The sequence below is a fragment of the Methylobacterium sp. PvR107 genome, from assembly GCF_017833295.1.
Taxonomy (GTDB): Bacteria; Pseudomonadota; Alphaproteobacteria; order Rhizobiales; family Beijerinckiaceae; genus Methylobacterium.
The window spans coordinates 4,440,918-4,466,241 of sequence record NZ_JAFIBW010000001.1; the positions used below are offsets into that span (position 1 = coordinate 4,440,918).

The following is a 25,324-nucleotide window of genomic DNA, read 5'->3' on the forward strand; positions in this document are numbered from 1 at the left end:
CCGCTCCCGTAACCTTTTGGCAACAGATTGCAGGGCGCGTTCTGCGTTGACACGCTTGGCGGGGCGGGCAACCACGCGCCATGCCGGCCTACGACTTCACCGCTCCGCGCCTTTACGTCGCTCCCGATCTCGCCGCGGGCGTGATTCTCCCCCTCGATCGGGCGCAGGCGAACTACCTGCTCAACGTCCTGCGCCGGGGGGCGGACGATCCCGTGCTGGTCTTCAACGGCCGCGACGGTGAGTGGCGGGCGCATCTGGTCCAGACCGGCCGCAAGGGCGCCGACCTGCACGTTGCCGCGCGCACGCGCCCGCAGACTCCACCCGCAGACCTGCACTACCTGTTCGCACCCCTGAAAAGCGCGCGCCTGGACTACCTCGCGCAGAAGGCGGTCGAGATGGGAGCCGGCACGATCCAGCCGGTGATCACCCGATACACGCAGGGCGAGCGGATCAAGATGGACCGGCTGCGCGCCAACGCCGTGGAGGCCGCCGAGCAATGCGGCATCCTGGCGATCCCGGATTGCCCGGAGCCCGAACGACTGCCCGTGGTTCTCGCCGGACTCGCGCCGGAGCGTCTCCTGGTCTTCTGCGACGAGGACGCCCCGGTCAGCGATCCGGTGGCGGCCCTGCGTGCTGCGGGCGATCCGCAGGCGCCGCCGCCACTCGCCGTGCTGGTCGGCCCGGAAGGCGGTTTCTCCGAGGAGGAGCGGGCGCTGATTCGGGCGCGACCCAATACCGTCGCGCTGTCGCTCGGGCCGCGGATCCTCCGGGCCGACACCGCCGCAGTCGCGGTGCTGACACTGGTGCAGGCGGTTCTCGGCGATGCGCGCTGAAATGTCCGCCCGCCGGATCCATGTGTGCCGGCGCACATAAGGGTGGCCTGGCGAACGATTGTCGGGCCGGATCGAACGTGATGCAGGGCCCGGGTCGGCGCCGCCGCGTTGTGGGTTCCCGGCGGCTCGACTATGTCCCTCACCGGACGCCGCCTGCGCCGCGGGCTTATCGCGGTCGGGGGCGGGTGTCAGCCCGAACCCCGTTCGCGAGATGGGGTTTGCATCGGGCGGACCCGCCGAAGCAGTTCGGCGCGCCCTCTCCCAGGCACAGGTCAGACGCACGGGCAGGCAGCGCATGGCGCGCGACAGCAACGACACCACGCCGCTCACCGCGCGCGCCGAACTGATCGAGTGGTTCGCCGCGGGTGAGAAGCCGCGCGAGCGCTTCGCGATCGGCACCGAGCACGAGAAGATCCCGTTCTACCGGGAGACCCGGTCACCCGTGCCCTATGACGGTGAGCGCGGGATCCGCGCGTTGCTGGAAGGCCTCGGTCGCGAGACCGGCTGGGAGCCGATCCTCGATCTCGGCAACATCATCGGCCTGTCGGCGGAGGAGGGCGGCGCGATCTCGATCGAGCCCGGCGGCCAGTTCGAGCTGTCCGGCGCGGCACTTCCCGACGTGCACGCGACGGCGGCGGAACTCGCCACCCATCTGGCGGCCACCAAGCGGGTAGCCGATCCGCTGGGCATCGGTTTTCTGACCCTCGGCATGAGCCCCAAATGGCGCCGTGACGAGACCCCGGTCATGCCTAAGAGCCGCTACCGGATCATGGCCGGCTACATGCCGAAGGTCGGATCGCTCGGCCTCGACATGATGCTGCGCACGGCCACCGTCCAGGTCAACCTCGACTTCTCTTCCGAGGCCGACATGGTGCGCAAGATGCGCGCCGCTCTGGCGCTGCAGCCGGTGGCCACTGCGCTCTTCGCCAACTCCCCCTTCACCGACGGACGGCCCAACGGCTTTCTGTCGCGCCGGTCGGAGATCTGGCGCGACACCGATCCGGATCGCACCGGGATGCTACCCTTCGCCTTCGAGGCGGGGTTCGGCTACGAGGCCTATGTCGACTGGCTGCTCGACATGCCGATGTATTTCGTCAAGCGCGGCGACACCTACCACGACGTTTCGGGCGCCTCGTTCCGCGACCTGATGGCCGGCAAGCTTCCGCAGCTTCCGGGGGAGTACGCGACGGTCTCCGATTGGGCCAACCACGCGTCGACCGCCTTCCCGGAAGTCCGTCTGAAGCGCTTCCTCGAGATGCGCGGTGCCGATGTCGGCGATCCCGGCATGATCGCCGCGCAGGCGGCCTTCTGGGTCGGGCTGCTCTACGACGAATCGGCGCTGGACGCCGCCCTTGACCTCGTGAAGGACTGGAGCCCGGCCAACCGCGAGGCCGCACGGGCCACGGCGCCGCGGCTCGGGCTCGCGACCCCGGTGGCCAACACGACGCTCGGTGCGGTCGCGGCCGAGGCCTTGGCCATCGCCCGGTCGGGTCTGCGTGCGCGGGCGTGCCATGATGCCGAGGGCCGTGACGAGACGCGCTACCTCCAGCCGCTTGAAGCCATCGTGGCGGCGGGCCGAACCCGGGCCGACGATCTCCTGGCCGATTACGAGGGGCGCTGGGGTTCCTGCGTACGTGCTGCCTTCTCGGAATGCGTCTTCTGATCCGGCTCCGATGGCGCGCCTGCCCCGGCGCGAATCCCTAGCGCGACGTGCTAATGGAACGTTCGGAGGCCGTGTCCGGCCTCGCCGGGGGGCGTTCTATGATCCGTACGAAAACCATCATTCTGGCCGGTATGGCCTTTCTGACGATCGCCGCCGGCACGTGCCAAGCCGCCGACCCGGCTCAATCGAACGTGCCCGGCCGCTTTCACTACGGTGTCGAGGGCCGGATCGCCGGTACCGTAGCGGCACGCGGCCGGCCGCAATACAGCTACTATGGCGAATACGGCTACCCGGCCCCGTTCGGCTACGGAGTCGCCTACGCACCGGTACCAAGCCACGGGTTCGACACCGGGTATTATGGCCCGCGCTACGTCTGGACCGCGCCCGCCGGCTATTACGGTCCGGCCTTCGGCTATTACGAGTGGTAGGCCGGCCCGCTGGTATCGGCGCGCGTGGCCGCCTATGACCGTCGCAAGCCGGTCAGCTGAGCCAGTTCCGGGAGCCAGAGGTTTGCGGGACGAGGCGCCGGACTGCATCGACATCGACCTGAGCGGCTTGAAATGCCCGCTGCCGGTGCTGCGCACCCGCAAGGCCCTCCGGGCGCTGAGGCCCGGCCAGACCCTCGCTGTGACCTGCACCGATCCTCTGGCGATGATCGATATCCCGAACCTCGTGCGCGAGGAGGGCGCCCGGCTCGACGCGGCCGAGCGCCTCGGCGACAGGTTGCGTTTTCGCATGACCGTCTCCGCGAAGCCGCCGTATTCCTGAACGATCCGTCAGGATCTCGGGAATGAGATTGGGAACGGTATGGCACCACGGATTGGGGGCGTGCGCCTCGTGCACGAGGGTTGGGCGCGCTACCTCGTGGCGGAGGTGCTGCAGGAGGACGGAACCCGCATCACGCGCGAGATCGAGGATCACGGCCGGGCCGTGGCGGTGCTGCCCTACGATCCCGACCGGCGCGTCGCGACGCTGGTCTCGCAGTTTCGCGCTCCGGTTCTCTACGCCAACGGCCCGTCGAGCCACCTCGAGGTGCCGGCCGGCCTCCTCGACGAGGGCTTGCCGGAGGACGAGGCCCGGCGCGAGGCCATGGAAGAGACGGGCTTACGCCTCGGCGAGCTCGAGTTCGTCTCCAGCGCCTGGTCGATGCCGGGCATCTCCACCGAACGGATGGACCTGTTCCTGGCGGCTTATCGCGAGGCCGACCGGACCGGCGCAGGCGGCGGATTGGCTTCGGAGAGCGAGGCCGTGGCCGTGCACGAGATCCCACTCCCGGAACTGGCGGCTATGGGTCGGCGCGGAGCCCTCACCGACATGAAATCGCTGGTGCTGCTCTTCGCGCTGCAATTGCGCCGACCGGACCTGTTCACCGAAGCGGGCTGAGATCAGCCGATCCGGTGTGGGAGGCACACCCGGGCCGCGATGCCGACGAAGCGCCAGGATTTGATGAAGTACCGGCGGAACAGCCTGCGCGGCGCCTGGAGGAATCGGAAAATCCATTCGAGGCCGAGGCGCTGCATGACGCCGGGCGCCCGCTTCAGGCATCCGGCCGCGACATTGAGCGCGTCGCCGACGCAGAGCACCATCGGGTTGCCGAGTGCCGAGGCGTGTCGATCGACCCAGATCTCGGATTTCGGAGCCCCGACCCCCAGAACCAGCAGCGTGGTGCCGTGCGCCTGGATCCGCTCCGCCAGGGCGCGGCTGTAATCCCGGTCATTCTCGAAGCCGAAGGGCGGCACGATACTGGCCACCGCGCCATCCGGAAGGCCCTCCGCCCGCAGGCGGGCGACCAGGGCGTCGGCCGCGTCCTGGCGCGAGGACACGAAGAAGACGCGCCGGGCGAAGGTATGCGGGTCGGCGAGAACGCAAGCCAGCAGGTCGTGGCCGGTGACCCGCTGCACGGGTTGGCGACACACCGCCCGCGCCAGCCAGACCAGTGGCATCCCGTCCAGCGTCCTGGCGACCGCGCGGGCATAGGCTCCGCGGAAGCCGGCATCCTCGTTGAGCTGGACGATGTGGTCGATGTTGGCCGTCACGATCATGCGCGGCGCATCGTCCTGTCGGGCCGCCACCGCGGCGACGATCCCTGCGGCGGTCCCGGTGTTGAAGCGCAGGCCGAACAGCTCCACGGTCGGGCACGCCTGCACGGCGCTTGGGACCAAGGAGGCGGGCAGCCGCGTCGTGCGGGCCTCGCGACGGGGTGGATCCGCGGCATCCAGCCCGAAGCCGACATTGCCGATCTCACGCATCGGCGGCCCGGAAGCTCGCGGCGGGACGGGCGGCGGCGCGCTGACCGCGTCGGCGGTCGCTGTCTGCGCCGAGCGCGAGGGCAATGCTGCCGCCGAGGAGCAGCCCGAGCACGAGGGCGACCGGAAGGACGATCTTGGGCGAAGGCGGGAACGTCCGTTGGCGGGCGGGCGTCGCCACCGAGATTACGCGCACGTTGGTGGTGTTCAGCCGCTCCTGCTCGCTCGCCTCGCGGGATCGCTTCAAATAGGCCTCGTAGACGCCTCGGCGAGCATCGAGCGTCCGCTCCAACTCGCGCAGGCCGACATAGGCCCGGTCGCTGGACACCGTCTCGGCCTTGACCCGGTCGAGATTGACCCGGATCGCCGCTTCGCTGGCGGCGGCGCGGTCGTAATCCTTCTGGGTCGTGTCGATGATCCGCTCCTTCTCGCGCTGGATCAGCCGCTGAAGGTCGCGCTGCTGGGCGTATTGCTCGGCCATCGCCGGATGCCGCTCGCCGAGACGGGTGGCGAGCTCGGCGGTGTTGCGGGAGAGCGTGGCGTATTGCTGACGCAGAGCCTGCATCTCCAGGGATTGCAGCATCTCGGGAAGCGCCGTGCTGGGATCGGAGGACCGCATCTTGCGCGCCTGATCCAGGCGCGACTTGGCCTCCGCGGTCTTGATCGAGGCCGTGACGAGCTGCTGATTCAGGTCGCCGAGCTGCTGGTCCGTCAGCAATCGGCCACTGGAGGCCACGAGCTTGTGATCCTCCCGGTAGCGTACGACCGCGCTCTCGGCCTGCTCTACGTCCCGCTTCAGGTTGGCGAGCCGGCCCCCCAGGGCGTCGGAGGCGCGCCGCGCCGTGTCGGTCCGGGCCGCGGCCTCTTCGGCGAAGTAGGCGTCGCCGATGGTGTTGGCGATCCGCGCGGCCTTCTCGGCATCGCGGGACTGAACCGCGACGTCGATCACGAATGTCCGTTCGGCCCGCCGGACCGTGAGCCGGTTCTGGAGCGTATCGAGGGCGATGTTGATCGGATCCCGGCTCGCCGGCGGTGGCAGCATGCCGAGCGCGCCCTTGATCCAGTTCAGGGTGGGATTGTTGCCGTCCGGCAGCACGAACTCGTCATCCTGATCGAGGTGCAGCTTGGCGATGACCCGGCGCAGCACGTTGTCGGACTGGATGATCCGCACCTGGCTCTCGGCGATCGAAACGCCGCTGTCGGCCTGGGGCTGACGGGCGTTCACGTCGTTCTCGACGACGCGCAGGTCGCTCGGATCGACGAGCACCTGCATGCTGGATGTGTAGCGCGGCGGGATCAGGCCGAGCAGCGCGATTGCGACCGCGACCATGAACAGGGCGCCCAGGACGATGAAGCCGCTTCCCCGCCACAGGCGCCGCAGGATCACGCGCGGTTCCGTCCGAGGCGTGACCTGGGGCAGCACCATGCGCACGGGCTGATCACCGCCCATTCGTGTCGAGAAGTCGAACATACGCCTCGCTCCTTGACCTGCCGGGTCGGAGAACGCCGCCCGCCACCGCCTCCATCGCCCTGTCTCTCCGCGGTGCAGCTCCGTGCCGATCCGGGACAGATCCTCGCTTGCGGCGGTCTCGTCGCCGGCAGTCGAGCAACCCGCATACCGAACAAGTACTCTCGCGGTGGTGCAGGTTCCTGACGCAGGGAACATGCAGATCAGCGATACAGAGACGAACGTAAGTGTCACGGCTGAGAGGCGGGGGAAGCCCTGATTTTGTTGGGGACTACGTATTCCGTCTCACGCGGCGCCTCCAGGTGCGACAATTGAATCCGCCGGATCGTACGCTGTTCGATCTCCGGCGAGGAAACTTCGGAACCGGCGCGCGTCCTCGGCTGCCGTTCCGTTCCAGCGTGCCACGTTGTCCCGGCTTGCCTGGATCGCCCGGGTCAGACCGCCTTCCGCGATCCAGCCGAGCAGCGCCGCGGCGGCAGCGTCCGGTTGATCCGGGCGGATCAGAAGCCCCGACGCGCCGAGAGCCTCGCGGAAGACGGGTTCATCCGGCGCCACCACCGGCAGGCCGCCGTGCTGCACCTCGAGCAGCGGCAGTCCGAGTCCCTCCGCCTTCGATGTCGAGATCAGCAGATGGCACGAGGCCGCGAGGTCACGCAGCGCGGCGTCGGACAGGTAGCCGTAGCGATGCAGATAGGGTGGCGGATCGTCGAGGAACGCGTGCCGACCCCAGCCGACCCGGCCGACAAGATGGAGTTCCGCCGGGATGCCGACGCGGATCAGCGCGGCCGTCAGGGCCAGGGCGGCCGGATAGTTCTTGCGGGGTTCGATGGTTCCGATCGCGAGCAGCCGCAGCGGCTTGCCGGCGGCGTAACCGGCCGGTCCGGGCAAGGCGCCGAGGCCGAAGGCGTCGCGCACGCTCGGGCGAAGCAGCGCGACGCGGGCGCGGTCCGCGCAGAGGGCGCGCACGGCCTCGCCGGTGGTGCGGCTGTTGACGAACAGGTTCGGGCACCAGCGCAGGGCGAGGGCGAAGCTCGGGCTCATGTAGAGGCGGCTGCGCAGGCTCAGATCCGCCTTCCGGGTGATCAGGAAGGTGTCATGGACGTAGAGCAGGCACCGCGCGGCTGCGACGGCGCAGAGCGGCCCCGGCGGGAATCCGGGAAACAGGAACAGGGCTTCCCGATCCCGGAGCGCCCGAAGCGGCAGGCCGAGCTGCTGCGCGGCGATCATGGTGGGCAGCGATCCGCTGGTCACCGGGCGGACCTCGTGCGGCGCCAGAATCTCGGGCGCGAAGAGGTCGAGCGTGATCCGCTCGATCCCGGTCACGTGCCCGCGCAGATGCGTCTCGTCGAGATAGATCCGCCGCCGTCCGGCGTCCCCCGCGTGCCTCACGGGGCGCTCCGTCGCAGCGTACCGGCGAAATAGAGGCAGCGGCGAACGAAGAGCGGCATCCTGCGGCCCAGGACCATCTGCTTGGCCCGGCGCAGCCGGCGCACCAGGGGCGGCGAGGCCGCCGGAACCGTGCCGACGGCGCCCTTCTGCAGTTCGGCTGCAAACGGAAAGTGGCCGAGCATCGCCGGTGCGAAGGTCGGGCGCATCGTGGCGTCCACCAGGCCTTGTCGGCGGAACACCGCGTCCAGGGACAGGGCGGCAGCGGCCGGGCTGTAGCGGCTCTCGAGGGCGATCCGCGCGAAGGCGCCGAGCCGCGCCCGTGCGTCGCGGTCCTCGACCAGCACGGTCAGGGCCTCCGCCAGGGCGCCGGGCCGCACCGGGACGAGGCGGCCCGAGACGCCGTCGATCACCGAGGAGGTCAGGCCGGAAACGCGGTAAGCGAGCGTCGGCACGCCGCACAGACCGGCCTCGATCGGCGTCTGGCCCAGCGTCTCGTGGCGGCTTGCCGTGACGTGGATGTCGCAGGCGCCGTACCACGCGGCGAGAGTCTCCTCGTCGGCGATCATGCCGGGCACGAACAGGTTCGGGACACCGAGCCTGGTCGGGTCGTCGAGCCGGCCGACCGCCACCACCCCGACGCCCGGTCGCGCCACGGCCTGGAGTGCGACGCGCAGGTCCGCGAAGCCCTTGTCGGGCCCGTCGACGATCACCGACGACACCAGGATCAGTACGTCACCGTGCGGCAGGCCGAGCCGGCTGCGCAGGGCAGCGCGATGGCCCGGCCGGAATACGGCAGTCGGGAAGGCCAAGCGGATCCGCTCCGTGATCGCGCCCGGCGGCGCGAGATCCCGGGCGCGCGCCAGCGTCCAGTCGGAATTCGCCAGCATCCACGAGCTGGCGGAACCGGCAAGCACCGCGCGCTTGCGGAGGTGCATGCCGGTAATCCGGTCCGGGGCGAGCTGTGGGTACTCATCCGGTGTCGGGCAGGCGGCGTCGCAGCCGGCCAGGGCGCGGCCGCAATCGCGGGGATGGCAGCAGCGGCCTGTGAGCGGGAAGAGGTCGTGCAGGACCAAGCCGACCGGTCCCCGCCGCGCCAGACGTCCGACGACGTCAAGGCTCCGGGTCGCCCCGTGCAGGTTGCCGGCGAGGACCAGGTCGGGGGCGGCCGCCGCGATCGCCGCCTCGGCCTGCGGGAACGTGTCGGTCCACTCGGCGGCCTCGGGGCGGCCGCTCAACACGATTCCAGTCACGCGGTGGCCCGCGAGCGAGAGCGCGTCGGCGAGCCGTCGCTGCGCGACGCCGGCGCCGCCCCGGGTGCCCAGGCCGGTGAGCGAGACGATCGTCAGGCCGCCCGCCGGGATCTGCGCCGCCGCGAGCCTGTGCAGAAGCACGGGGCGCCCGATCCACGCCCACCGAGCCTCGCCGAGCGACGACCAGGCCGTGACGGAATTCGGCATGCCGTCGGCGTCGAGGATCGCATGCGTGGGCAGCGCGTCGCGCGCCCAAAGGATTGCGCTGTCCGTGAACGTGCCGTCCCCAGGCTCCATCGTGGCGGCCGGCGCATCGAGCGCACGGACCGCGTCGTCGTACAGAACGCGCAGGCCCGCCACCGCGGCAGCGCCCGTAAGCGCAGCCTCGAGCGCCAGGGCCGTGAGGGCGCCTGGAGCGAGGAGATCGCCCGCGCCGAGCCAGAGCAGGTGGTCGATGGTCGGATCGGCCAGCATCGGCTCGACCGCGGCGCGGCCAGAGCCGGGCGGCAGGAGGTCGTGCCGGACCTCCGGGTAGTCCTGGCGGAGGACCGAGGCGACGGATTCGCTCGGATCGGCCCCGTGCCGCGTGACCGTGATGATTCGGATCCGCGGCCACGGCCGCCCGTCCGGCAGGGACGTGGGACGCGCGAGGCCGCAGGCGGCGGTCCCGAAGGGCCAGCGGGCGATGCCGTGCGCGGGAGGCGGCAGGAGTGAGGCGTCGGTCACAGCAGGTCTGGCGGCGGCTCTTGCACGGTGCGGGGCAAGAGCCTGCCCGCGATTGTTGAAGATTGCCTCCCCGGCGACGCCACGTCCTCAGCCGTCACCACGGATCCGGGGCGGCCCGGCTCCACGCGGCCGATCCGGGCCGCCGGCAGCGCGGATGCGCGCCAGGATCGCATCCGCCACCTCTGCCGCGCGGGAGACCCGCAATCCACCGGAGGTCTGCGAGTCAGTCAGGAGGTGGGGGCGCCAATCGGGAACATCCGCCGACAGGTCCACCGCCTCGCCGAACGCAGCCCAGTTGCGATGTGAGGCCCCCGTGACGTAGCCGTCGCGCGCCAGCGCCTCCGCCCGCGGCAGCAGCGGCAGGGCATCGGCCTCGAGGGCGAGCGTCAGCCCGGCGCCGCGGGCGAGTCCAGCCCATGGCCCAGGATGCCGAATCCGGTCGCCGCATCGTCGGGGGTCTCATTGCCGACGAGAAGGCGATCGAACGGGCCGGCGGCGGGTTGCTGGGCGAGGAGCCGGCGCAGGACGGCGGGATCGAGCTCGCAGCCGCAGCCGCCCCCATGCGCGAGACTGGTCAGACGAGGGGCATCGGGCATCGCCGATCTCTGTTGCGGGCGCTGCCTGTCAGTAGCGCGTCGTGATCGCGTTGAGCCAGTCCGGCGAGGCCGAGACGGCGGCGGCCTCGACGCGCTTGTCCAGCCCCGTCAGGAGCAGCAGGCCGAGCAGGACCATGACGGCGCCCAGGGCGGCTTTCGCGGCGCGACCGGCGGCCGCCAGCCCGCCGCGCCAGCGCATCAGCGCCTGGCGGGAGACGAGACCGAGCAGCATCAGCGGCGCGGCTGCGCCGATCCCGAAGGCCAGCATCGTGAGGGCGACGCTCCCGAGGTGCTCGCCCCGCGACGCCATCAGCGAGGCCGCCCCGAGGGTCGGGCCCACGCAGGGGCTCCAGGCTGCCCCGAGCAGGAGGCCGACGGCGAACTGGCCGGTCAGACCCCCTGTTCCGAACCCGCCGAATCGCTCCTCGGCCCAGGCCGCCACCGGACCGGCCGCGGTCGCGACCTGGGCCTGGAGACGGGGCAGGATGAGGATCACGCCGAGGATGACCAGCAGGACCGCGCCGGCGCTCCGGAACACGTCGCCGTCGAGCCCGATGGCGAAGCCGATCGTCGCCACGAACAGGCCGATGGTCGTGAACGCGACCGCGAGCCCGCTTGCAAGGGCAACCGGACCGAGCCGGTGCTCCGACGCCGCCGTCCCGAGCACGATCGGCAGCAGCGGAAGGACGCAGGGCGAGAGCACCGAGAGCAGGCCGGCCAGGAAGGCAAATCCGACCGTCCCCAGCATATTCGCGCCCTCACACGATCGCCCCGCACGCCACGCTTCGCGCCGGATGCCGGCCGCGTCAACGCGCCGACGTGCCACGCGGCCGATGGAACAACGCCGCTGGCGCCGCGCTTCGCGGCAATCCCGGCTAGATGACGGGCTCAGGGTGGGGCGACGAGTGACGACCTTCTTCACTGGCGACACGCATTTCGGCGATCAGCGGGCCTTGCGCTTCGACCACCGACCCTATCCCGATCTGGCCGCCCACGATGCCGGCCTGATCGCGGCCTGGAACGACGTTGTGGCGCCAACCGACACCGTCTGGCATCTCGGCGATTTCGCGCTCGGTCCGAGCGGGGCGCGGATCCGCGAAATCCTCGACGGGCTCAACGGCGAGAAGCATCTGATCATCGGCAACAACGACGGCGCCGAGACGCTGGCGGCGCCTGGCTGGGCCTCGGTCCGCCACTACGCGGAATTCGCGGTCGAGGGCCGGATGGTCGTTCTCTGCCACTACGCATTTCGAACCTGGAATGGCATGAGCCGAGGCGCGCTCAATCTGCACGGGCACAGCCACGGCAAGCTCAAGCCGATGCCCAAGCAATACGATGTCGGCGTCGATCCGATGGGGCCGGCGCCCGTGGCGTTGCCCGCAATCCTCACCTCGCGACTGCGCCGGAAGAGCTGACCCGGACCGGAACCTTCACGTCAGCTTCACCGTTTGAGCGGTCAGAGACGGGGCGGACACGAGCCGTCCCGAGAAACCCGGCAGATCCGATGAAGGTCTGCCATCACGTCCAGTGTGTGAGTGTTCCCGTGAGTGCCAGTTCGGCCACTCTGTCTCGCTGCCTCGCCAGTGTCCTGGCCGGCCTCGTCATGACCTCCTCGGCGCTGGCCCTGCCGGCGTGCCTGGAGGCACAGCGCAAGGTCGATGAGGCGAATGCCCTGCGTTTCCAGGCGCGCCAAGAGGCGCGGCTGGGCAATCACGATCGTGTCTGCGACACGCTCGATGAGGTCGGCGACCGCTACGACGATGCCCGCGACGCGTTCGAGCGATGCGGCGAGGGCGTCGTGGCGATCGACCTGCGCAGCGAGCTTCGGGGCTTGCGGATCGCCAAGAAAATCAACCGCTGCGACTGATCGGGTGCGCGCCCGCACCTCGGCCGCGCCACGCCACCAGCATTATCCCGACATGCGCGACCCACGTCGCCCAAAAGGTTCTGTGCCGATGACCCCCGCCACGCTCTCGAACGATCTCGAATCCCCGACCACCGTCCGGACCGGTCCATCCTTCGCGGCCGCCCTCTGCGGCTTCGTCAGCACCACAGTCGCAACAACCATGCTGCTCGTGCTGATCGGCACCTTCTGATTAGGGCGAAACCGACCAGAATCTCTGGCGGTTGAAGAGCATATCCTGCGTACCGATCTTCGGGGCCGCATCGGGGCGACGGACGCAATCCGGCTCCGGCGGCTTCGGAAGCGCCGCCAAGGCCATCGGCGGCAGGGTCGGTTTCAAGCCGAGACGTGCCTGAACCTCCGGTTGACGCGCCGCCGCGATGGTCAGAACGCAGGCGATGAGGCCGCCAGCAACAGTTCCGAGACAGAAATTCAGCATTGGTGAGGGGGTCCGGCGGCGGATTCCTTCGAGCCACAAAGTGTGGTCGTTGTCCAACCCGGCAGTATCATGGCGGATCTGCCGCTCACGCCGTCTTAACTCCTGTTCTGCGACAGCTACGCGCAAGCCTGCTGCGCAGGCGAGTGCGATGCCGGGAGGGGAACGCCGATGAACGCTGCCGCCAATGCCTACGCCAGAACCGCGCGCAGCGCTCTGACGCCCCGTGAGGCCGAATCGGCCCTGCTGTTGAAAGCGGCGCAACAACTCATCAGCGCCGGGCGTGAGCTTCCCGCGGGGGAGACCAAGCCGCTGAACGAGGCGCTTTCCTTCAATCAGCGCGTTTGGACCTTGCTCAGTTCGGAGGCGACGGCCGACGAGAATCCTCTCCCGGCCGACGTCAAGCAGGGTGTGGCCCGTCTGGGTGCCTTCGTCCTGCGCAACTGCGTCGACACGATGATTGCGCCGACCCCCGAGAAGATCGCGACGCTGGTCTCGATCAACAACCAGATCGCAGCCGGTCTGCAGGGTAATCCGGGCTGAGCACCGCTAGCCTTGGGGTGCCGCCGGAGCCTCAGGCACTGGCGGGCTCGCGCACTCCCACTCCACGAGCTTTCGGCCGAGCTTGAGCGCGCGGTAATGCTCGCCGGACTCGACGAGTTCGGCGATGGCCGCGATCTGCTGCGCGGCCGCGGGCACCAGACGAATCAGGTCGGTCGCCTGGCGGAAGAACAGGTCGATTCCCTGTGCCGGGTCATCGGCGAGGTAGATGACCGTCAGGGTCAGGTGGAGCTGCTTGCAGGCTGTATCAGCCTCGCTCTCCGTGATGATCTCGCTTTCCCGCAGGAACTTGCACTGCGTCTCGATCAGGAACGCGGACCGCCGGTCCCCGTTGCGGATCAGCGCACCGTTGATGATGAGCCGCTCGAACGGCTTGAGTTCCAGGCGCAGAGGCACGGCGTTTTCCTTTCTAGAAGACGCAGCGATTTCATTCGGCAACTCTTAACGTTTCGCGAATCCACGGCCCCCGCGGTGGCATCGCGGGGCGTCCGTGCGCGCGTAAAACTCCGACAATTCGCGGGCCTGAGGCCATCGCGATCGAAGTGGGGAGAGTCCGATGTCGTCACCGCCTGTGAACCGCGCGCTCTATCCGAGCCTGCACGGCAAGCGCGTGCTGGTGACCGGAGGCGCATCCGGGATCGGCGCGGGTCTGGTCGAAGCCCTCGTGACGCAGGGCGCGCGCGTTCTCTTCTGCGACATCGCCGACGCCGCAGCGGAAGCCCTGGTGGCGAGGCTCGCGCCTGGCGCGGCTCACACGCCGCTCTACCGCTGCTGTGACCTGACAGATGTCGAGGCGGTCCGCGCCCTCGTGAGCGAGGCCGAGACGGTCCTGGGTGGCCTCGATGTCCTGATCAACAATGCCGGCAACGACGACCGCCACACGCTCGAGGATGTCACGCCGGCCTACTGGGACGACCGCATGGCGGTGAATCTGCGCCATCTGTTTTTCGCCGCCCAGGCGGCGGTACCCGCGATGCGGCGGGCCGGCGGAGGCGTGATTCTGAACTTCGGCTCGATCAGCTGGCATCTCGGGTTGCCGGACATGCCGCTCTATCAGACCGCGAAAGCCGCGATCGAGGGCATGACCCGGGCGCTCGCGCGCGATCTCGGACGTGATGGAATCCGGGTGGCGGCGATCCTGCCGGGGAACGTCCAGACCCCGCGGCAGGAGAAGTGGTACACAGCGGAGGGGGAAGCCGCGATCGTCGCGGCCCAATGCCTCGACGGCCGGATCCAGCCCGCCGATGTCGCGGCGCTGGCCCTGTTCCTGGTCTCGGACGACGCCCGGATGTGTACGGGCCACGGATATTTCGTGGATGCCGGTTAGCGGTGAGGGCGCGACGCCGTCACCCGCGATCGTCCTCGCGGGGCCGGCGGCACCGGTCAGCGGCCCGGCGCTTAAAACCGTGCGTCGGTGCGAGGAAGGTCCCCGGAGGTCAGACCGCGCGTCCGAGGGTTTGCGGCCGGACTTGGCGAAAGGCCCGGCCGCGCGGAAGCGTGCCTCAGTCGCACGTCTCCTTCTTCACCGTCTTGGAGTCGCCCATCTCGTTCTCCTTGCGCACCGTCTTGGTGACGCAGCCGTCGCCGTGATCGTGGACGGTCACGGATTTCGACTCGGAGGCCGGACGATCGACGACCACAGCGGGCCGGTCGCGCTCGATGACGGTAGTCTGCGCCTGCGCGGCGGCGCAGAGGCTCAACAGGGCAGCGGTGGCGAGCAGGGTCTTGCGCATTCTCGGGCTCCGGTAACCGATAGAGGTACTCGGTAACGGCGGCCCTAGCTTGAGCGTTCCGCAGCCAACGAAGTCTTGAAGCGGCCCGAACCCGTACAGGAACTTGGCTCGGACCGCGCGCCGTTCGGCATGAAGGGCAGCCGGAGCGACGGCATCATTGACGCCGGAATTCCGCGCGCTTCAAGCCGGGTCGACTACGTGCGCCGTGCGGCTAACCCCCGGTCATCGGCGGGAAGAAGGCGATCTCCCGAGCACCGACGATCGAGGCGTCGGGCTTGGCATGGGCGCGATCGATGGCGGCGCGCACGACGCCCGGATCCTCGAAGGCGTAGGCATATTCCTCGCCCCGCCCGCGCAGCCACGCGACGAGATCCGTCACGGTGGCGACCTCCGGAGGCGGGGCCAGCTCCTCCTCGGGGCGGCCGATCCGCTCCCGGACCCAGGCGAAATAGACGAGCTTCATGGCAACACCGCCGAACAGAGGCCTGGGACTGTGCCGCTTGCGCTCCGCGTCATCAGCGCGGGTCGTCGATGACGTGCTTGATCCCCGCCCGCATGTAGTCCCAGCCGGTCCAAAGCGTCAGGGCGGCGGCAAGCCACAGCAGCGTCAGGCCGATCGATTCCGTCCCCGGCAACACCGTTTCGCCGGCGGGTCCAGCCACAAGGAAGCCCAGCGACAGCAACTGCACCGTGGTCTTCCACTTGGCGATCCGGCTCACCGGCACGCCGACCTTCAACTCGGCCAGATACTCCCGCAGCCCGGAAACCAGGACCTCGCGGCACAGGATCACGATCGCGGCCCAGATGTTCGAGCCGACGATGGTGTGGTCCGCGGTCAGCATCAGCAGGCAGGCGGAGACGAGCAGCTTGTCGGCGATCGGGTCGAGCATCCGGCCGAGTGCGGAACTCTGGTCGTAGGTCCGCGCGACGTAGCCGTCGAGGTAGTCGGTGATCGCGGCCGCGACGAACACGCCGAGCGCCGTCCACCGCGCCGTGTGTGACTCGGGCCAGAACAGCAGCGCGACCATCACCGGCACGGCAACGAGGCGCCCGTAGGTCAGGCAATTCGCGAGCGTCCAGGCCGGCGACCGTCGTCGGGGAAGGACGGCGTTCATCGCCGGGGTGAAATCAGAGCCCGGCGCGGGCGTCAACGCCTTCGTGCCCGGTTCGGTCATGACGGCGGGGTTCTCAGGCGCCGGCATGGAAGAAGTCGTAGACTGCCCGCGCGGTTGCGGCGTTGACGCCCGGGGTCTTGGCCAAGTCCTCGAAGGCGGCGCGCTCGATCGCCTTCACGGTCCCGAAATGGTGGAGCAGCGCGCGCTTGCGGCTGGGGCCGATGCCGGCGATTTCGTCCAAGGGGTTCTTCACCATCTCTCGCTTGCGCTTGGCCCGGTGGCTCCCGATGGCGAAGCGGTGGGCCTCGTCGCGGAGTCGCTGCACGAAGTAGAGCGTCGGATCGCGCGGCGGAAGCTTGAAAGGCGGCCGGCCCGGTACGAAAAACGTCTCGCGCCCGGCATCGCGGTCGCGCCCCTTGGCGACGCCGACAAGCGGCACGCCCGCGACACCGACCGCGTCGAGCGCCGCTCTGGCCGCGTCGAGCTGGCCCTTGCCACCGTCGATGAGAACGAGGTCGGGCCAGGCCGGGAAGGCCTCGCTCGCGTCGGCAGGCGCCGGCACCGGCTCCGGCGCGCCGCCTTCGGCCGCCGCCAGGGCGTCCTCGCGCCCGGTGCGCGGTGCCTCCTTCGCGAGCCGCTTGAATCGCCGCTGCAGCACCTCGCGCATCATGCCGTAATCGTCGCCGGGCGTGAGTTCCTCGGACTTGATGTTGAACGTGCGGTAATGCGCCTTCATGAAGCCCGTGGGGCCCGCGACGATCATCCCGCCGACGGCATTCGTGCCCATGATGTGCGAATTGTCGTAGACCTCGATCCGCCGCGGCGCACGCTCGAGCCCGAAGGCCTGTCCCAGGGCTCCGAGCAGCTTGCCCTGGGAGGCCGTGTCGGCGAGCCGTCGGGCAAGGGCCTCCTTGGCGTTGCGTTGGGCGTAGTCGACGAGGTTCTTGCGCTCGCCGCGGCTCGGGCGGTGGAGCTCGACCCGGTAATCGACCCGGCTCGACAGGGCGGCGGCGACCAGCTCCGCGTCCTCGATGGCGTGGCTGGTGAGCACTGTCCGGGGCGCCGGCTTGTCGTCGTAGAACTGGCCGATGAACGAGCCCAGCACCTCGTCGGGCGTCATCGTCCGATCCGCCTTCGGGAAGTAGGCGCGGTTGCCCCAGTTCTGGAAGTTGCGGAAGAAGAACACCTCGATGCAGAACTGACCGGCCTGCTCGTCGAGGGCGAACACGTCGGCCTCCTCGACGCCCTGCGTGTTGACGCCCTGCACGCCCTGGATCGCCGAGAGCGCGGCGATCCGGTCGCGGAAGCGGGCAGCGCGCTCGAATTCCATGGCCTCGGACGCGTCCTGCATCTCGCCGCGCATCCGATCCTTCACGGCGTTGGATTTGCCCGCGAGGAACGCGCGCGCCGAATCCGCCATGGCCGCGTAATCCTCCTGCCCGATCTCGCCCGTGCACGGGCCGGAGCAGCGCTTGATCTGGTAGAGCAGGCAGGGCCGGGTGCGGTTCTCGTAGTAGCTGTCGGTGCAGGTGCGCAGCAGGAAGGCACGCTGCAGGGCGTTCACCGTCCGGTTGACCGCCCAGACGCTGGCGAAGGGGCCGTAATAGCTGCCCTTCCGACGCCTTGCGCCGCGATGCTTGACGATCTGCGGGGCCGGGCCATCCTCGGTGACCAGGATGTAGGGGAACGACTTGTCGTCCCGCATCAGCACGTTGAAGCGGGGCTTCAGCTGCTTGATCAGGTTGGCTTCAAGGAGCAGCGCCTCGGTCTCGGTGGCAGTGGTGACGAACTCCATCGCCGCCGTCTGCGAGATCATCCGGGCGATGCGGTTCGAATGCGCCTGACCCCGGGCGTAGGAGCCGACGCGGGCCTTCAGGTTCTTGGCCTTGCCCACGTAGAGGACGTCGCCGCGATGGTCGAACATCCGGTAGACGCCGGGGGAGGACGGAAGCGTCGACCAGAAGCGCCGGATCACCTCGGTGCCGGCCTGGACCGCGCCGGGCTCGAAGTCGAAATCGATCTCCGGCGAGGCGTCGGCGGGCAGGCCAGCCTCGTCGGCGGTCTCGTCCCGCTCGGCATCGCGGCCGTCGTCGAAGACGTCGGGGGGCAGGTCGGTGAGGGCTCTGCGGCTCATACCGCAGATCTAAGCGTTCCTGCCGCCGAGGGGGACAGGGCGGCGTACAAAAATCGTACGCCGCCGGCCCGCAGGCGGATCAGTCGAACAGCGAGTCGATGTCGCTCTGATCGACGTGGCCGGGATCGTGGTCGAGCTTCGGTCCGTTGAGCAGCGAACTCTCGTCGTCCAGCGCGGTCGGCACCGGCATGACGGTGATGAGCTCCTTGAAGCTGTCGAGTTCCGACCAGGTTGCGATCAGCCGGTCGAGGTGCTCCTCGATGAACTTCATCACGCCGACGATCTTGGTGATCCGCTGGCCGGTCAGATCCTGGAAGTTGCACGCCTCGTAGGCGCTGATGACCCGCTCGAGGATCACGTCGACATGCGGCTTCATGCCGGGCGGAAGGGTCGCGGCGTTGAGCATGCCGGCGTGGCTCTCGATCTCCTCGATCGCCCCGAGGAGCTGCGTGGTCGCGCGCTCCGTCGAATCGACCACGGCGTCGAGCTCGTCGGCCGCCCGGCGCATGCCCTTGCCGGTGTTCTCGGTCCGGTGCAGCGTCGCCAGCTCGGACTTGGTCCGCGTGATCGCATCCTTCATGATGTCGAGTTCGGTGCGCATCGCGAGAGCTTCGTGCAGGTCCCGGCGACAGGACTCGATCGTCTCGCTCGCGCTCATCTGGGTGACGCGGCGCAAGTCTTGGATGGCGTTGAAGATGTCTTCGAGACGCTCCCCGGAGGCGGGCGTACTCGACGCCGGCGGGGGAGCCCCGGGAAGCCCAAGGGCGTCTTCGATGCGATAGCGCTTCTGGGTCATCGTCCGGGCGTAGGCGTTCGGGTTCCGTCTCAGTAACTCTCTAACACATCGGTTAGCGGACTGTGACTGCCACGCTTCGATCGTGCGATTGGTGCGTTCCCGTCCGCGCCCGGATCGTCCCGAGCTCCGGCAGCGATGCTTTACCGGTGATTCACGGTGTCGTCGTCGGATCGCGGGACAGCGCCGAAACCGCATTCGATTCACCACGCTCATTCACCTGATTCGCGGGTTCCAGGCGGGACTATTCGCGCGACCGGGATGTGCAGCCCCGGTGCGGGAGCGTGCGATGATACGGGGATCAGTCCATCTGGGTGTGTGGGCGAGCGTTGCCGCCCTGGTGTGGTGCGCGCCCGTCCAGGCGCAGCAGGCGCGCTACGCGGAAGGCGGCAGCAATTACGGCGGCGGCCTCATCGAATATCTGGTCACCGGCAGCGCGGGCGGCGTCCGGAGCGCGCCGCAGCGCTACGCCACCTCGCAACCGATGCGTGCTCCCCAACCCATCGCGACCCCTCAGCGCGTCGCGGCCTATTCCGGCGACCTGCTGCCCGCCGAGCCGGACGTCGCCCCGGTTAATGCCGTGCCGTCCCGACCCTACGGAGCCGCTCCTGCGGGCGCCGTCGCTGCCGGAATCTACGGCGCATCTCAGCCGGATCCGAGCCGAATCGCCCGCGCGGTCGCGCCGGAATACCAGCGCCAGGAGGTACCGTTCGCGGGATCGCAGCGGCCGGGGACCATCGTGATCGACACCGCCGGGAGGCACCTGTACCTGGTTCAGGCCGGCCAGCGGGCGCTGCGCTATGGCATCGGCGTCGGCCGTCCCGGCTTCGCCTGGTCCGGGCTCAAGACCGTCAGCCGCAAGGCCGAGTGGCCGGATTGGATCCCGCCGTCCGAGATGCTGGCCCGCCGCCCCGATCTGCCGCGCCACATGGCGGGGGGCCCCGAGAACCCGCTCGGTGCGCGGGCGCTCTATCTCGGCTCCTCGCTCTACCGCATCCATGGCACCAACGAGCCCAACACGATCGGGCAGTCGGTCTCGTCGGGCTGCATCCGGATGATGAACGACGACGTCATCGATCTGTACGAACGCGTCCCGGTCGGCACGCGCGTCGAGGTTCTCTGACTGTCGGCTCGGTTCCGACGGTGAGCGGATACAGAAAGGCCCGGCCGTGCCTGAACACGACCGGGCCAATCCACCTCACTGGGCAACGGAACGATCAGGTCCAGTCGCTGTCGTCGCCGCCGCCGAGATCACCGCCGAGATCACCGCCCGGATCGCTGAAGCCTGCATCCTGGAAGCCGCCGAGATCGCCCCCACTGTTGTCGAGCGCCGAGCCGAGATCCTGGTTGCCGCCGTCGCCGTAGTAGTTGTTGACGATCGTCTCGCCACCACCCCCGAGGCCCGCAGCCGCGGCGCTGCCAAGGCTCGAATGGCCGCCCGCGAAGGCATTCGACAGGGCGCTGCCGAGCAGCATGCCGCCCGCCGCGCCCGCGGCCATCGGCAGGGCGTTCGCCAGGAAGCCGCCGCCACGCGCCGGAGCCTGGGGCTGGCCGGCCCACGGACCGCCCTGCTGCTGCGGGTTGCCCTGCTGCGGGTAGCCCTGCTGGGGATAGCCTTGCTGGGGATAGCCTTGCGGAGGCGCCCCCGGATTCCCCCAGGGCTGGCCCGCCGGCCGCTGCTGGCCGTAGCCCGGCTGCTGCTGCGGCTCCTGGCGTTGGCTGCCGCCTCCGCCGAAGATGCTCGACAGGAAGCCGCCGCCACCGGAGGACTGCGCCTGCTCGCCCTGTCGGCGCGCCTGCTCGAGCTGCTGGTTCAAGCTCTTGATCGCCTCTTCCTGCACGTAGATCAGCTGCGCCATCGCGTAGGGTGCGTAGGGCTGCGTGCGGAGCTTGTCGGCGATGAAGCGCTCGGCCTCCGCGTCGCGGGGCTGGGTCTGCGCCTGTTCCAGCCGCTGGAAGATGCCCGATATGACGTCGCGTTCTTCGCTGTTCATGGAGTCGTCCTCCTCGAATCTCACCCGCGGGCTCGAACGCGCCGCATGGCAGACACGACATGGGTGCGCGGCGACGCTTTGTCAGGGGCGATGGCGAAAACTTCATTCGTCCGAAGACTGAATGCGAAAAGCCCGACCTCTCGGCCGGGCTTCTCCTCGCTCGATCGGTTGGGCCGGCCCGACTGGAGCCGGGCCGCCGCAGCCTCTTAGTACGAGCCGAACTTGTAGTTCAGGCCGGCGCGGACCACGGCGAACTCGTCGTCGCGGCGGCCGATGCCGGTGGTGTAGACCGGCGCGAGATTGGCGGCGTTGACGAGCAGGACGCCCTGGTTGCGGGTGCCGCGGTCGAGGTTCACGTACAGGCCTTCCACCTTCAGCGTCACGGCGGACGAGCGGAAGAAGTTCAGGAACGAGTCGGTGGGCAGGGCGTACTCGATGCCGCCGCCGACGGCGTAGCCGGTGCGGAAGCTGTCGTTGCCGGCAAAACCGCCGAACGAGCGGTCAGCGCTGCCCGAGCCGTAGGCGAAGCCGCCGGTGCCGTACACGAGGGTGCGGTCGAAGGCGTAGCCGAGGCGGCCGCGCACGGTACCGAAGTAGTCGAGGCTGGCCAGGCCGCGCGGGTCGTTGAGGATCAGGCCCGGTGCGATCGCGCCGCCAGTGACGAAGGCGTTGTTCCGGTTGCGGCCGAAATCGAGGTACTGGGCGTCGGCCTCGATGCCGATCACCACGCCCGAGCCCGGGGTGAACTGGTAGTTGTAGCCGATCTGCGCGCCGCCCGTGAAGCCGTCCTGGCTGCGGTTGCGGAAGGTGGCGACCGCGGCCGGGCCGGTGGTCAGGCCGACGCCGCCCGGGATGACGAAGGTCGAGTTGTTGGAGCGGCTGCTGGCGTCGAAGGCGTAGCCGGCGTTGATACCGAAATAGGCGCCGGTCCAGGTGAAGACCGGGACGGGGGTGAACACCGGCGGCGGCGCAGCGCGGCGCGGCAGGTCAGCGGCGAAAGCGGAGCCGGCGAGCGCGACGCCCGCGAGGGCGGTGGACAGACGGAGCACGGATTTCATGATCTGGTCCTCACTGGTGGTTCCGCACCGCCCGTTGTCCGGACTGGCGCAGAGCGCGGATCTGGTTGTCTTCCAGCGGTTCCAGGGCTGCTTTGCGCTCCGCGGTGTCGCCGACCGCTGTTCGCGGCCCCTTAAGGCAACCCGCCGTTTTTCCCCGGCACCTTGATCCCCTAACGCGCTCGAACGGCCAAGGTTCGCTTCCGGCTACGCTTTTTTCCGAGCGCCAGGTCGGCAGATTGTCGCACCCTGTTTTCGGGTGGGCGTTTCGGTTTCAGGGCACGAGCGCGATGGCCGAGATTAGGCGCCCGTAATCCGCTTCGCCGCGATGCGTGGTGCGCCGGTAGCTGTAGAAGCGGTGCGGGTCGGCATACGTGCAGAGGCCGAGCGACGTCGCTTCGTCGATTCCGGCTTTAGCCAGCCGCGCCAGGATGAAACCCGGCAGGTCGAATTGTGCGTGGTCGGGCCGAGTCGCGGTGCCGAGAAACTGCTCCATGCCGGGCGCTTCCGTCCGGAACCGTGCGACGAAATCGGGACCGACCTCGTACGACGCTTGGCTGATCGTCGGGCCGAGCACCGCCACGATCCTGTTCCGTCGCGCACCCAGCGCCTCCATGGCCCCCACCGTCGCGTCGATCACCCCGGTGAGCGCGCCCTTCCACCCGGCATGCGCCGCCCCCACCACCCCGTTCTCGGCATCGGCAAAGAGGATCGGCCCGCAATCGGCGGTGGCGATGCCGAGGGCCAGCCCCGGTACGCGCGTCACCATGGCGTCGGCCTTGGGACGCATCGCCGCCGCGAACGGCGCCTCGACGGTCACCACTTCGGCGGAATGGACCTGGTACAGGCTTACGAGCCTGTCCGGCGGAAGGCCGAGCTGGGCGCACATCTGCGCTCGGTTCGCAGCGACGCGCTCCGGATCGTCCCGCGACCCGAGACCGCCGTTCAGGGAGGCGTAGATGTCCTCCGATACGCCGCCCTGGCGGGTGAAGAACGCGTGCCGAAGGTTCGGATGCGCGGAGAGCTGCGGCGCTTCGATCAACATGCCTGAAGTCACGCCCGCTCCCATTCCGGTTTCCCTGTCGCGCTCCGATACCGCAAGGGCCGCCCCTTGACGATGTCGCTCAGGCGTCAGATTCTTGTTGCAATGCAGTATGGAGCCGCGGACGGCTTCATTCCGAGAAGGATCGCAATGGCCCAATGGATCGAGACCGACGCCCTGATTGAAACGACCAAGCCGGAGGCCGAGGAGCCCCGGATCCCGACAACGCCCGCACCTCCGGTCACGGGCGAACCCGCTGCCTTCGACCCGAACGATCCGAACCCGCCTGCACCGCCGACCCCGCGGGCGCCCAGCCAGACGGATTCAGGGTTCGGCTCCTTCGGCTGATCCTCCGCGGTCGCCAGGACGGCCATCAAACGGTTGCCGACGATCCGGCATCGGGAAAGCCAGGGAGCGGCCCCGATGTCGGGCCGCTCACCGCCAGAACCTTGAACAGAGAGCCCATCCCGCGCTCGCCAGAGTCTGTCAGCCGAGTGACCGCCCGGTCGATCTCGGCGGACTGGGCATCCGTCGCGCGGGTCTTCAGCCGTTCGGCGCGGGCGCTCAGGCCCAGGGCGAACAGGAAATCCCGCTGATCGACAGGTCCATGGACCTGCGCGCCCTGGCTGCTTGCCGCCCGGGCCAACGCCGCGAAATCGACGTGATGGGTCAGGTCCGCTTCCCCAGGGGCAGCCAGCGGATCCGCGAAACGGTGGCCCGCCACCGCCTGCAGGGTGTCGCCGAAGCCAGGTCGGACATGGCCGTAATCGACGGCGAGCAGAGCGCCTCCCGATGCAGTGAACCGTTGCGCCAGCGCCCGCATCGCCGCGAGACCAGCTGTCGGCACGCTGAGCAACGCCCCGTCTGGCCCGTCGGCGTCGAGGCCCGGGGTCGGCTCCGGCGCGAGGCCGAAGACGAACATGCCCTGCGGCCCCAGGCCGACCTGCCGCTCGTGCCAACCGGTCGGCCGGCGCTCGAACTGGCGGACCGGGAGGCAGTCGAAGAATTCGTTGGCGAGCAGGATCGCCGGGCCTGGAGGCAGCGTCTCGATCTCTGCGTGCCAGATCGCGCCGGTGCCAGCGAGGTTGCGCTCCTGCACGGCGCGCAAGATCGGGCTCATTTCGACGAGGTGCGGCGTGACCCGCACATCCGGACTTGCGGCCCGCAAGGTCCGCAAGGCATCGGCCAACAGCGTGCCGCGGCCTGGGCCGAGTTCGATCAGGACGAGCGGGTCCGGCTGACCCATCAGCCCGTGGACATAGGCCGTCCAGGCGCCGATCAGCTCGCCGAACATCTGGCTGATCTCGGGCGCCGTCGTGAAGTCTCCCTGCGCGCCGAGGGGATCGCGGGTGCGATAATAGCCGTGGACCGGATGGCCGAGGCACAGCGCCATGTAGCGATCGACGCCGATCGGCCCGTTCTGCCGGATCAGCGCGGCGATCTCGGCCCCGAGGGGCGTCACGCTTCCACGGGCGCCTTCGGCGCCTCCTCGGCGGCGGCGAGCCCATCGACCGGGTGGCGCGGGCGTGTCCGGCCGGTGGCGGCCAGCACGATATAGGTCAGCCCGACGATCATCATCGGCACGCACAGGAGCATGCCCATGGTCACGCCGCCGCCCATCGGGCCGAGATGATCGCCGAACAGGAAGCCGAGCTGGCGATCCGGCTCGCGGAAGAACTCGCAGAAGGTCCGGGCCAGGGCGTAGCCGAGGACGAAGATGCCGCCGAGCAGGCCGGGCTTGCGGAAGCCGAACCGGTGCACGGCGATCGCCATGACGATGAACAGCAGCAGCCCTTCGGTCGCCGCCTCGTAGAGCTGGCTCGGATGACGGGGCAGGGGACCGCCGCTGGGGAACACGACCGCGTAGGGAAAATCGGTCGCGACACGGCCCCAGAGCTCGCCATTCACGAAATTGGCGATGCGGCCGAAGAACAGCCCGATCGGCACGACCACGGCGCCGATGTCGAGCAGCGTGTAGCCGTTGAGCTTCTTGGCGCGGGCGAACAGCAGGAAGGCCAGGATCGCGCCGATGAAGCCGCCGTGAAACGACATCCCGCCGTTGCGGATCGCCAGGATCTCGATCGGGTCGGCGATATACATCGGCAGGTTGTAGAACAGCACGTAGCCGATCCGGCCGCCCAGCACGACGCCCAGCGCCACCCAGACGACGAGGTCGTCGATGTCGACGACCTGCGGGCGCTTCACCACGCCCCAGAGGCTGTCGGCCATCACGAGGCGGCGCGCATAGTACCAGCCGCCGATCAGGCCGGCGATGTAGGCGAGCGCGTACCATTTGATCGTGATCGGCCCGATCGCGAGCGCCACCGGATCGATGGCCGGAAAGGGCAGGGCGAGGAGCGGCATCAATCTCACCTCCGGAGCGGCCG

At 69.3% G+C, this 25,324-nt stretch carries 29 protein-coding genes and 1 pseudogene; 12 read left to right on the forward strand and 18 right to left on the reverse strand.

Annotation, left to right across the window (positions count from 1 at the left end; translation table 11 throughout):
• Window positions 1-80 precede the first annotated feature (80 nt).
• The 5 genes from JOE48_RS20945 (at window position 81) to JOE48_RS20965 (ending at window position 3,879) form a co-directional block, all read left to right on the forward strand.
• Window positions 81-833, forward strand: coding sequence for a 16S rRNA (uracil(1498)-N(3))-methyltransferase (locus JOE48_RS20945; protein ID WP_210032610.1), 753 nt, complete (start codon window positions 81-83; stop codon window positions 831-833).
• Between the two features lie 295 nt (window positions 834-1,128).
• Window positions 1,129-2,496 carry a glutamate--cysteine ligase gene (locus tag JOE48_RS20950; RefSeq protein ID WP_210032611.1) on the forward strand — a complete coding sequence of 456 codons (1,368 nt, stop codon included), beginning with the start codon at window positions 1,129-1,131 and terminating at the stop codon, window positions 2,494-2,496.
• A 98-nt stretch (window positions 2,497-2,594) separates the two neighbouring features.
• Complete coding sequence (locus tag JOE48_RS20955) at window positions 2,595-2,924, forward strand: hypothetical protein (protein WP_210032612.1); 330 nt, start codon at window positions 2,595-2,597, stop codon at window positions 2,922-2,924.
• Between the two features lie 82 nt (window positions 2,925-3,006).
• Window positions 3,007-3,264 carry a sulfurtransferase TusA family protein gene (locus tag JOE48_RS20960; protein WP_245252904.1) on the forward strand — a complete coding sequence of 86 codons (258 nt, stop codon included), beginning with the start codon at window positions 3,007-3,009 and terminating at the stop codon, window positions 3,262-3,264.
• Between the two features lie 39 nt (window positions 3,265-3,303).
• Window positions 3,304-3,879 (forward strand): NUDIX domain-containing protein, encoded by a 576-nt coding sequence (locus tag JOE48_RS20965; protein ID WP_210032614.1) that lies wholly within the window; start codon window positions 3,304-3,306, stop codon window positions 3,877-3,879.
• 2 nt (window positions 3,880-3,881) lie between these two features.
• On the opposite strand, the gene JOE48_RS20970 is transcribed toward JOE48_RS20965, so the two are convergent.
• From JOE48_RS20970 to JOE48_RS20995, 6 genes and pseudogenes are all read right to left on the reverse strand, one after another.
• Window positions 3,882-4,745, reverse strand: a complete 864-nt coding sequence (locus tag JOE48_RS20970) for a WecB/TagA/CpsF family glycosyltransferase (RefSeq protein ID WP_210032615.1) — start codon at window positions 4,743-4,745, stop codon at window positions 3,882-3,884.
• Window positions 4,738-6,213 carry a GumC family protein gene (locus tag JOE48_RS20975; protein ID WP_210032617.1) on the reverse strand — a complete coding sequence of 492 codons (1,476 nt, stop codon included), beginning with the start codon at window positions 6,211-6,213 and terminating at the stop codon, window positions 4,738-4,740. Before JOE48_RS20975 ends, JOE48_RS20970 begins: the two co-directional genes overlap by 8 nt.
• A gap of 282 nt (window positions 6,214-6,495) precedes the next feature.
• Window positions 6,496-7,599: a glycosyltransferase gene (locus JOE48_RS20980; RefSeq protein WP_210032619.1), complete on the reverse strand. Its 1,104-nt coding sequence runs from the start codon at window positions 7,597-7,599 to the stop codon at window positions 6,496-6,498.
• A complete protein-coding gene (locus tag JOE48_RS20985) occupies window positions 7,596-9,575 on the reverse strand; it encodes a glycosyltransferase (RefSeq protein ID WP_210032621.1) in 1,980 nt (659 codons plus the stop codon). Before JOE48_RS20985 ends, JOE48_RS20980 begins: the two co-directional genes overlap by 4 nt.
• 87 nt (window positions 9,576-9,662) lie before the next feature.
• Window positions 9,663-10,171: pseudogene (locus JOE48_RS20990) on the reverse strand (hypothetical protein).
• Between the two features lie 28 nt (window positions 10,172-10,199).
• Window positions 10,200-10,919, reverse strand: a complete 720-nt coding sequence (locus JOE48_RS20995) for a cytochrome c biogenesis CcdA family protein (protein ID WP_210032623.1) — start codon at window positions 10,917-10,919, stop codon at window positions 10,200-10,202.
• 157 nt (window positions 10,920-11,076) lie between these two features.
• On the opposite strand from JOE48_RS20995, the gene JOE48_RS21000 reads away from it, so the two are divergent.
• From JOE48_RS21000 to JOE48_RS21010, 3 genes are all read left to right on the forward strand, one after another.
• Entirely contained in the window at window positions 11,077-11,586 is a 510-nt protein-coding gene (locus tag JOE48_RS21000) for a metallophosphoesterase (protein WP_210032625.1), read from the forward strand.
• 128 nt (window positions 11,587-11,714) lie between these two features.
• Window positions 11,715-12,038 (forward strand): hypothetical protein, encoded by a 324-nt coding sequence (locus tag JOE48_RS21005; protein ID WP_210032627.1) that lies wholly within the window; start codon window positions 11,715-11,717, stop codon window positions 12,036-12,038.
• Window positions 12,039-12,126: 88 nt separating this feature from the next.
• Window positions 12,127-12,267, forward strand: coding sequence for a hypothetical protein (locus tag JOE48_RS21010; RefSeq protein ID WP_210032629.1), 141 nt, complete (start codon window positions 12,127-12,129; stop codon window positions 12,265-12,267).
• Here JOE48_RS21010 and JOE48_RS21015 read toward each other — a convergent pair whose 3' ends face one another.
• Window positions 12,268-12,570, reverse strand: a complete 303-nt coding sequence (locus JOE48_RS21015) for a hypothetical protein (RefSeq protein WP_409518601.1) — start codon at window positions 12,568-12,570, stop codon at window positions 12,268-12,270.
• A gap of 111 nt (window positions 12,571-12,681) precedes the next feature.
• On the opposite strand from JOE48_RS21015, the gene flaF reads away from it, so the two are divergent.
• A complete protein-coding gene (gene flaF, locus JOE48_RS21020; protein ID WP_210032631.1) occupies window positions 12,682-13,053 on the forward strand; it encodes a flagellar biosynthesis regulator FlaF in 372 nt (123 codons plus the stop codon).
• Window positions 13,054-13,059: 6 nt separating this feature from the next.
• Here flaF and JOE48_RS21025 read toward each other — a convergent pair whose 3' ends face one another.
• Window positions 13,060-13,467: a flagellar biosynthesis repressor FlbT gene (locus JOE48_RS21025; protein WP_210035942.1), complete on the reverse strand. Its 408-nt coding sequence runs from the start codon at window positions 13,465-13,467 to the stop codon at window positions 13,060-13,062.
• Window positions 13,468-13,627: 160 nt separating this feature from the next.
• Between JOE48_RS21025 and JOE48_RS21030 the strand changes: the two genes are divergently transcribed.
• Window positions 13,628-14,398 (forward strand): SDR family NAD(P)-dependent oxidoreductase, encoded by a 771-nt coding sequence (locus JOE48_RS21030; RefSeq protein WP_245252906.1) that lies wholly within the window; start codon window positions 13,628-13,630, stop codon window positions 14,396-14,398.
• 175 nt (window positions 14,399-14,573) lie between these two features.
• Here the strand turns inward: JOE48_RS21030 and JOE48_RS21035 are convergent, their stop codons facing one another.
• The 5 genes from JOE48_RS21035 to JOE48_RS21055 all read right to left on the reverse strand — a co-directional run bounded on the left by JOE48_RS21035 (window position 14,574) and on the right by JOE48_RS21055 (window position 18,849).
• Window positions 14,574-14,804, reverse strand: a complete 231-nt coding sequence (locus JOE48_RS21035; RefSeq protein ID WP_210032633.1) for a hypothetical protein — start codon at window positions 14,802-14,804, stop codon at window positions 14,574-14,576.
• Window positions 14,805-15,015: 211 nt separating this feature from the next.
• Complete coding sequence (gene moaD, locus JOE48_RS21040) at window positions 15,016-15,267, reverse strand: molybdopterin converting factor subunit 1 (protein WP_192706584.1); 252 nt, start codon at window positions 15,265-15,267, stop codon at window positions 15,016-15,018.
• A gap of 52 nt (window positions 15,268-15,319) precedes the next feature.
• The gene (gene pgsA / locus JOE48_RS21045; protein WP_210035946.1) at window positions 15,320-15,919 is read right to left on the reverse strand and encodes a CDP-diacylglycerol--glycerol-3-phosphate 3-phosphatidyltransferase; all 600 of its coding nucleotides are present in this window, start codon (window positions 15,917-15,919) and stop codon (window positions 15,320-15,322) included.
• 73 nt (window positions 15,920-15,992) lie between these two features.
• Window positions 15,993-18,053, reverse strand: a complete 2,061-nt coding sequence (uvrC, locus tag JOE48_RS21050; RefSeq protein WP_210032635.1) for an excinuclease ABC subunit UvrC — start codon at window positions 18,051-18,053, stop codon at window positions 15,993-15,995.
• Window positions 18,054-18,132: 79 nt separating this feature from the next.
• Window positions 18,133-18,849, reverse strand: coding sequence for a protein phosphatase CheZ (locus JOE48_RS21055; protein ID WP_210032637.1), 717 nt, complete (start codon window positions 18,847-18,849; stop codon window positions 18,133-18,135).
• A gap of 289 nt (window positions 18,850-19,138) precedes the next feature.
• Here JOE48_RS21055 and JOE48_RS21060 point away from each other — a divergent pair, with 289 nt between their 5' ends.
• Complete coding sequence (locus JOE48_RS21060; protein ID WP_210035948.1) at window positions 19,139-19,969, forward strand: L,D-transpeptidase; 831 nt, start codon at window positions 19,139-19,141, stop codon at window positions 19,967-19,969.
• 94 nt (window positions 19,970-20,063) lie between these two features.
• Here the strand turns inward: JOE48_RS21060 and JOE48_RS21065 are convergent, their stop codons facing one another.
• From JOE48_RS21065 to pgeF, 3 genes are all read right to left on the reverse strand, one after another.
• Window positions 20,064-20,840, reverse strand: coding sequence for a DUF2076 domain-containing protein (locus tag JOE48_RS21065; protein ID WP_210032639.1), 777 nt, complete (start codon window positions 20,838-20,840; stop codon window positions 20,064-20,066).
• A 206-nt stretch (window positions 20,841-21,046) separates the two neighbouring features.
• Window positions 21,047-21,898 (reverse strand): outer membrane protein, encoded by an 852-nt coding sequence (locus JOE48_RS21070; RefSeq protein ID WP_210032640.1) that lies wholly within the window; start codon window positions 21,896-21,898, stop codon window positions 21,047-21,049.
• Between the two features lie 271 nt (window positions 21,899-22,169).
• A complete protein-coding gene (gene pgeF / locus JOE48_RS21075; RefSeq protein ID WP_210035950.1) occupies window positions 22,170-22,940 on the reverse strand; it encodes a peptidoglycan editing factor PgeF in 771 nt (256 codons plus the stop codon).
• 147 nt (window positions 22,941-23,087) lie between these two features.
• Between pgeF and JOE48_RS21080 the strand changes: the two genes are divergently transcribed.
• Window positions 23,088-23,285 (forward strand): fibronectin-attachment protein (FAP), encoded by a 198-nt coding sequence (locus JOE48_RS21080; RefSeq protein ID WP_210032642.1) that lies wholly within the window; start codon window positions 23,088-23,090, stop codon window positions 23,283-23,285.
• Between the two features lie 25 nt (window positions 23,286-23,310).
• Here JOE48_RS21080 and JOE48_RS21085 read toward each other — a convergent pair whose 3' ends face one another.
• Complete coding sequence (locus tag JOE48_RS21085) at window positions 23,311-24,399, reverse strand: SAM-dependent methyltransferase (protein WP_210032643.1); 1,089 nt, start codon at window positions 24,397-24,399, stop codon at window positions 23,311-23,313.
• On the reverse strand, window positions 24,396-25,304 hold the full coding sequence (gene lgt / locus JOE48_RS21090; RefSeq protein ID WP_210032644.1) for a prolipoprotein diacylglyceryl transferase: 909 nt from the start codon (window positions 25,302-25,304) through the stop codon (window positions 24,396-24,398). Before lgt ends, JOE48_RS21085 begins: the two co-directional genes overlap by 4 nt.
• Window positions 25,305-25,324: the final 20 nt, after the last annotated feature.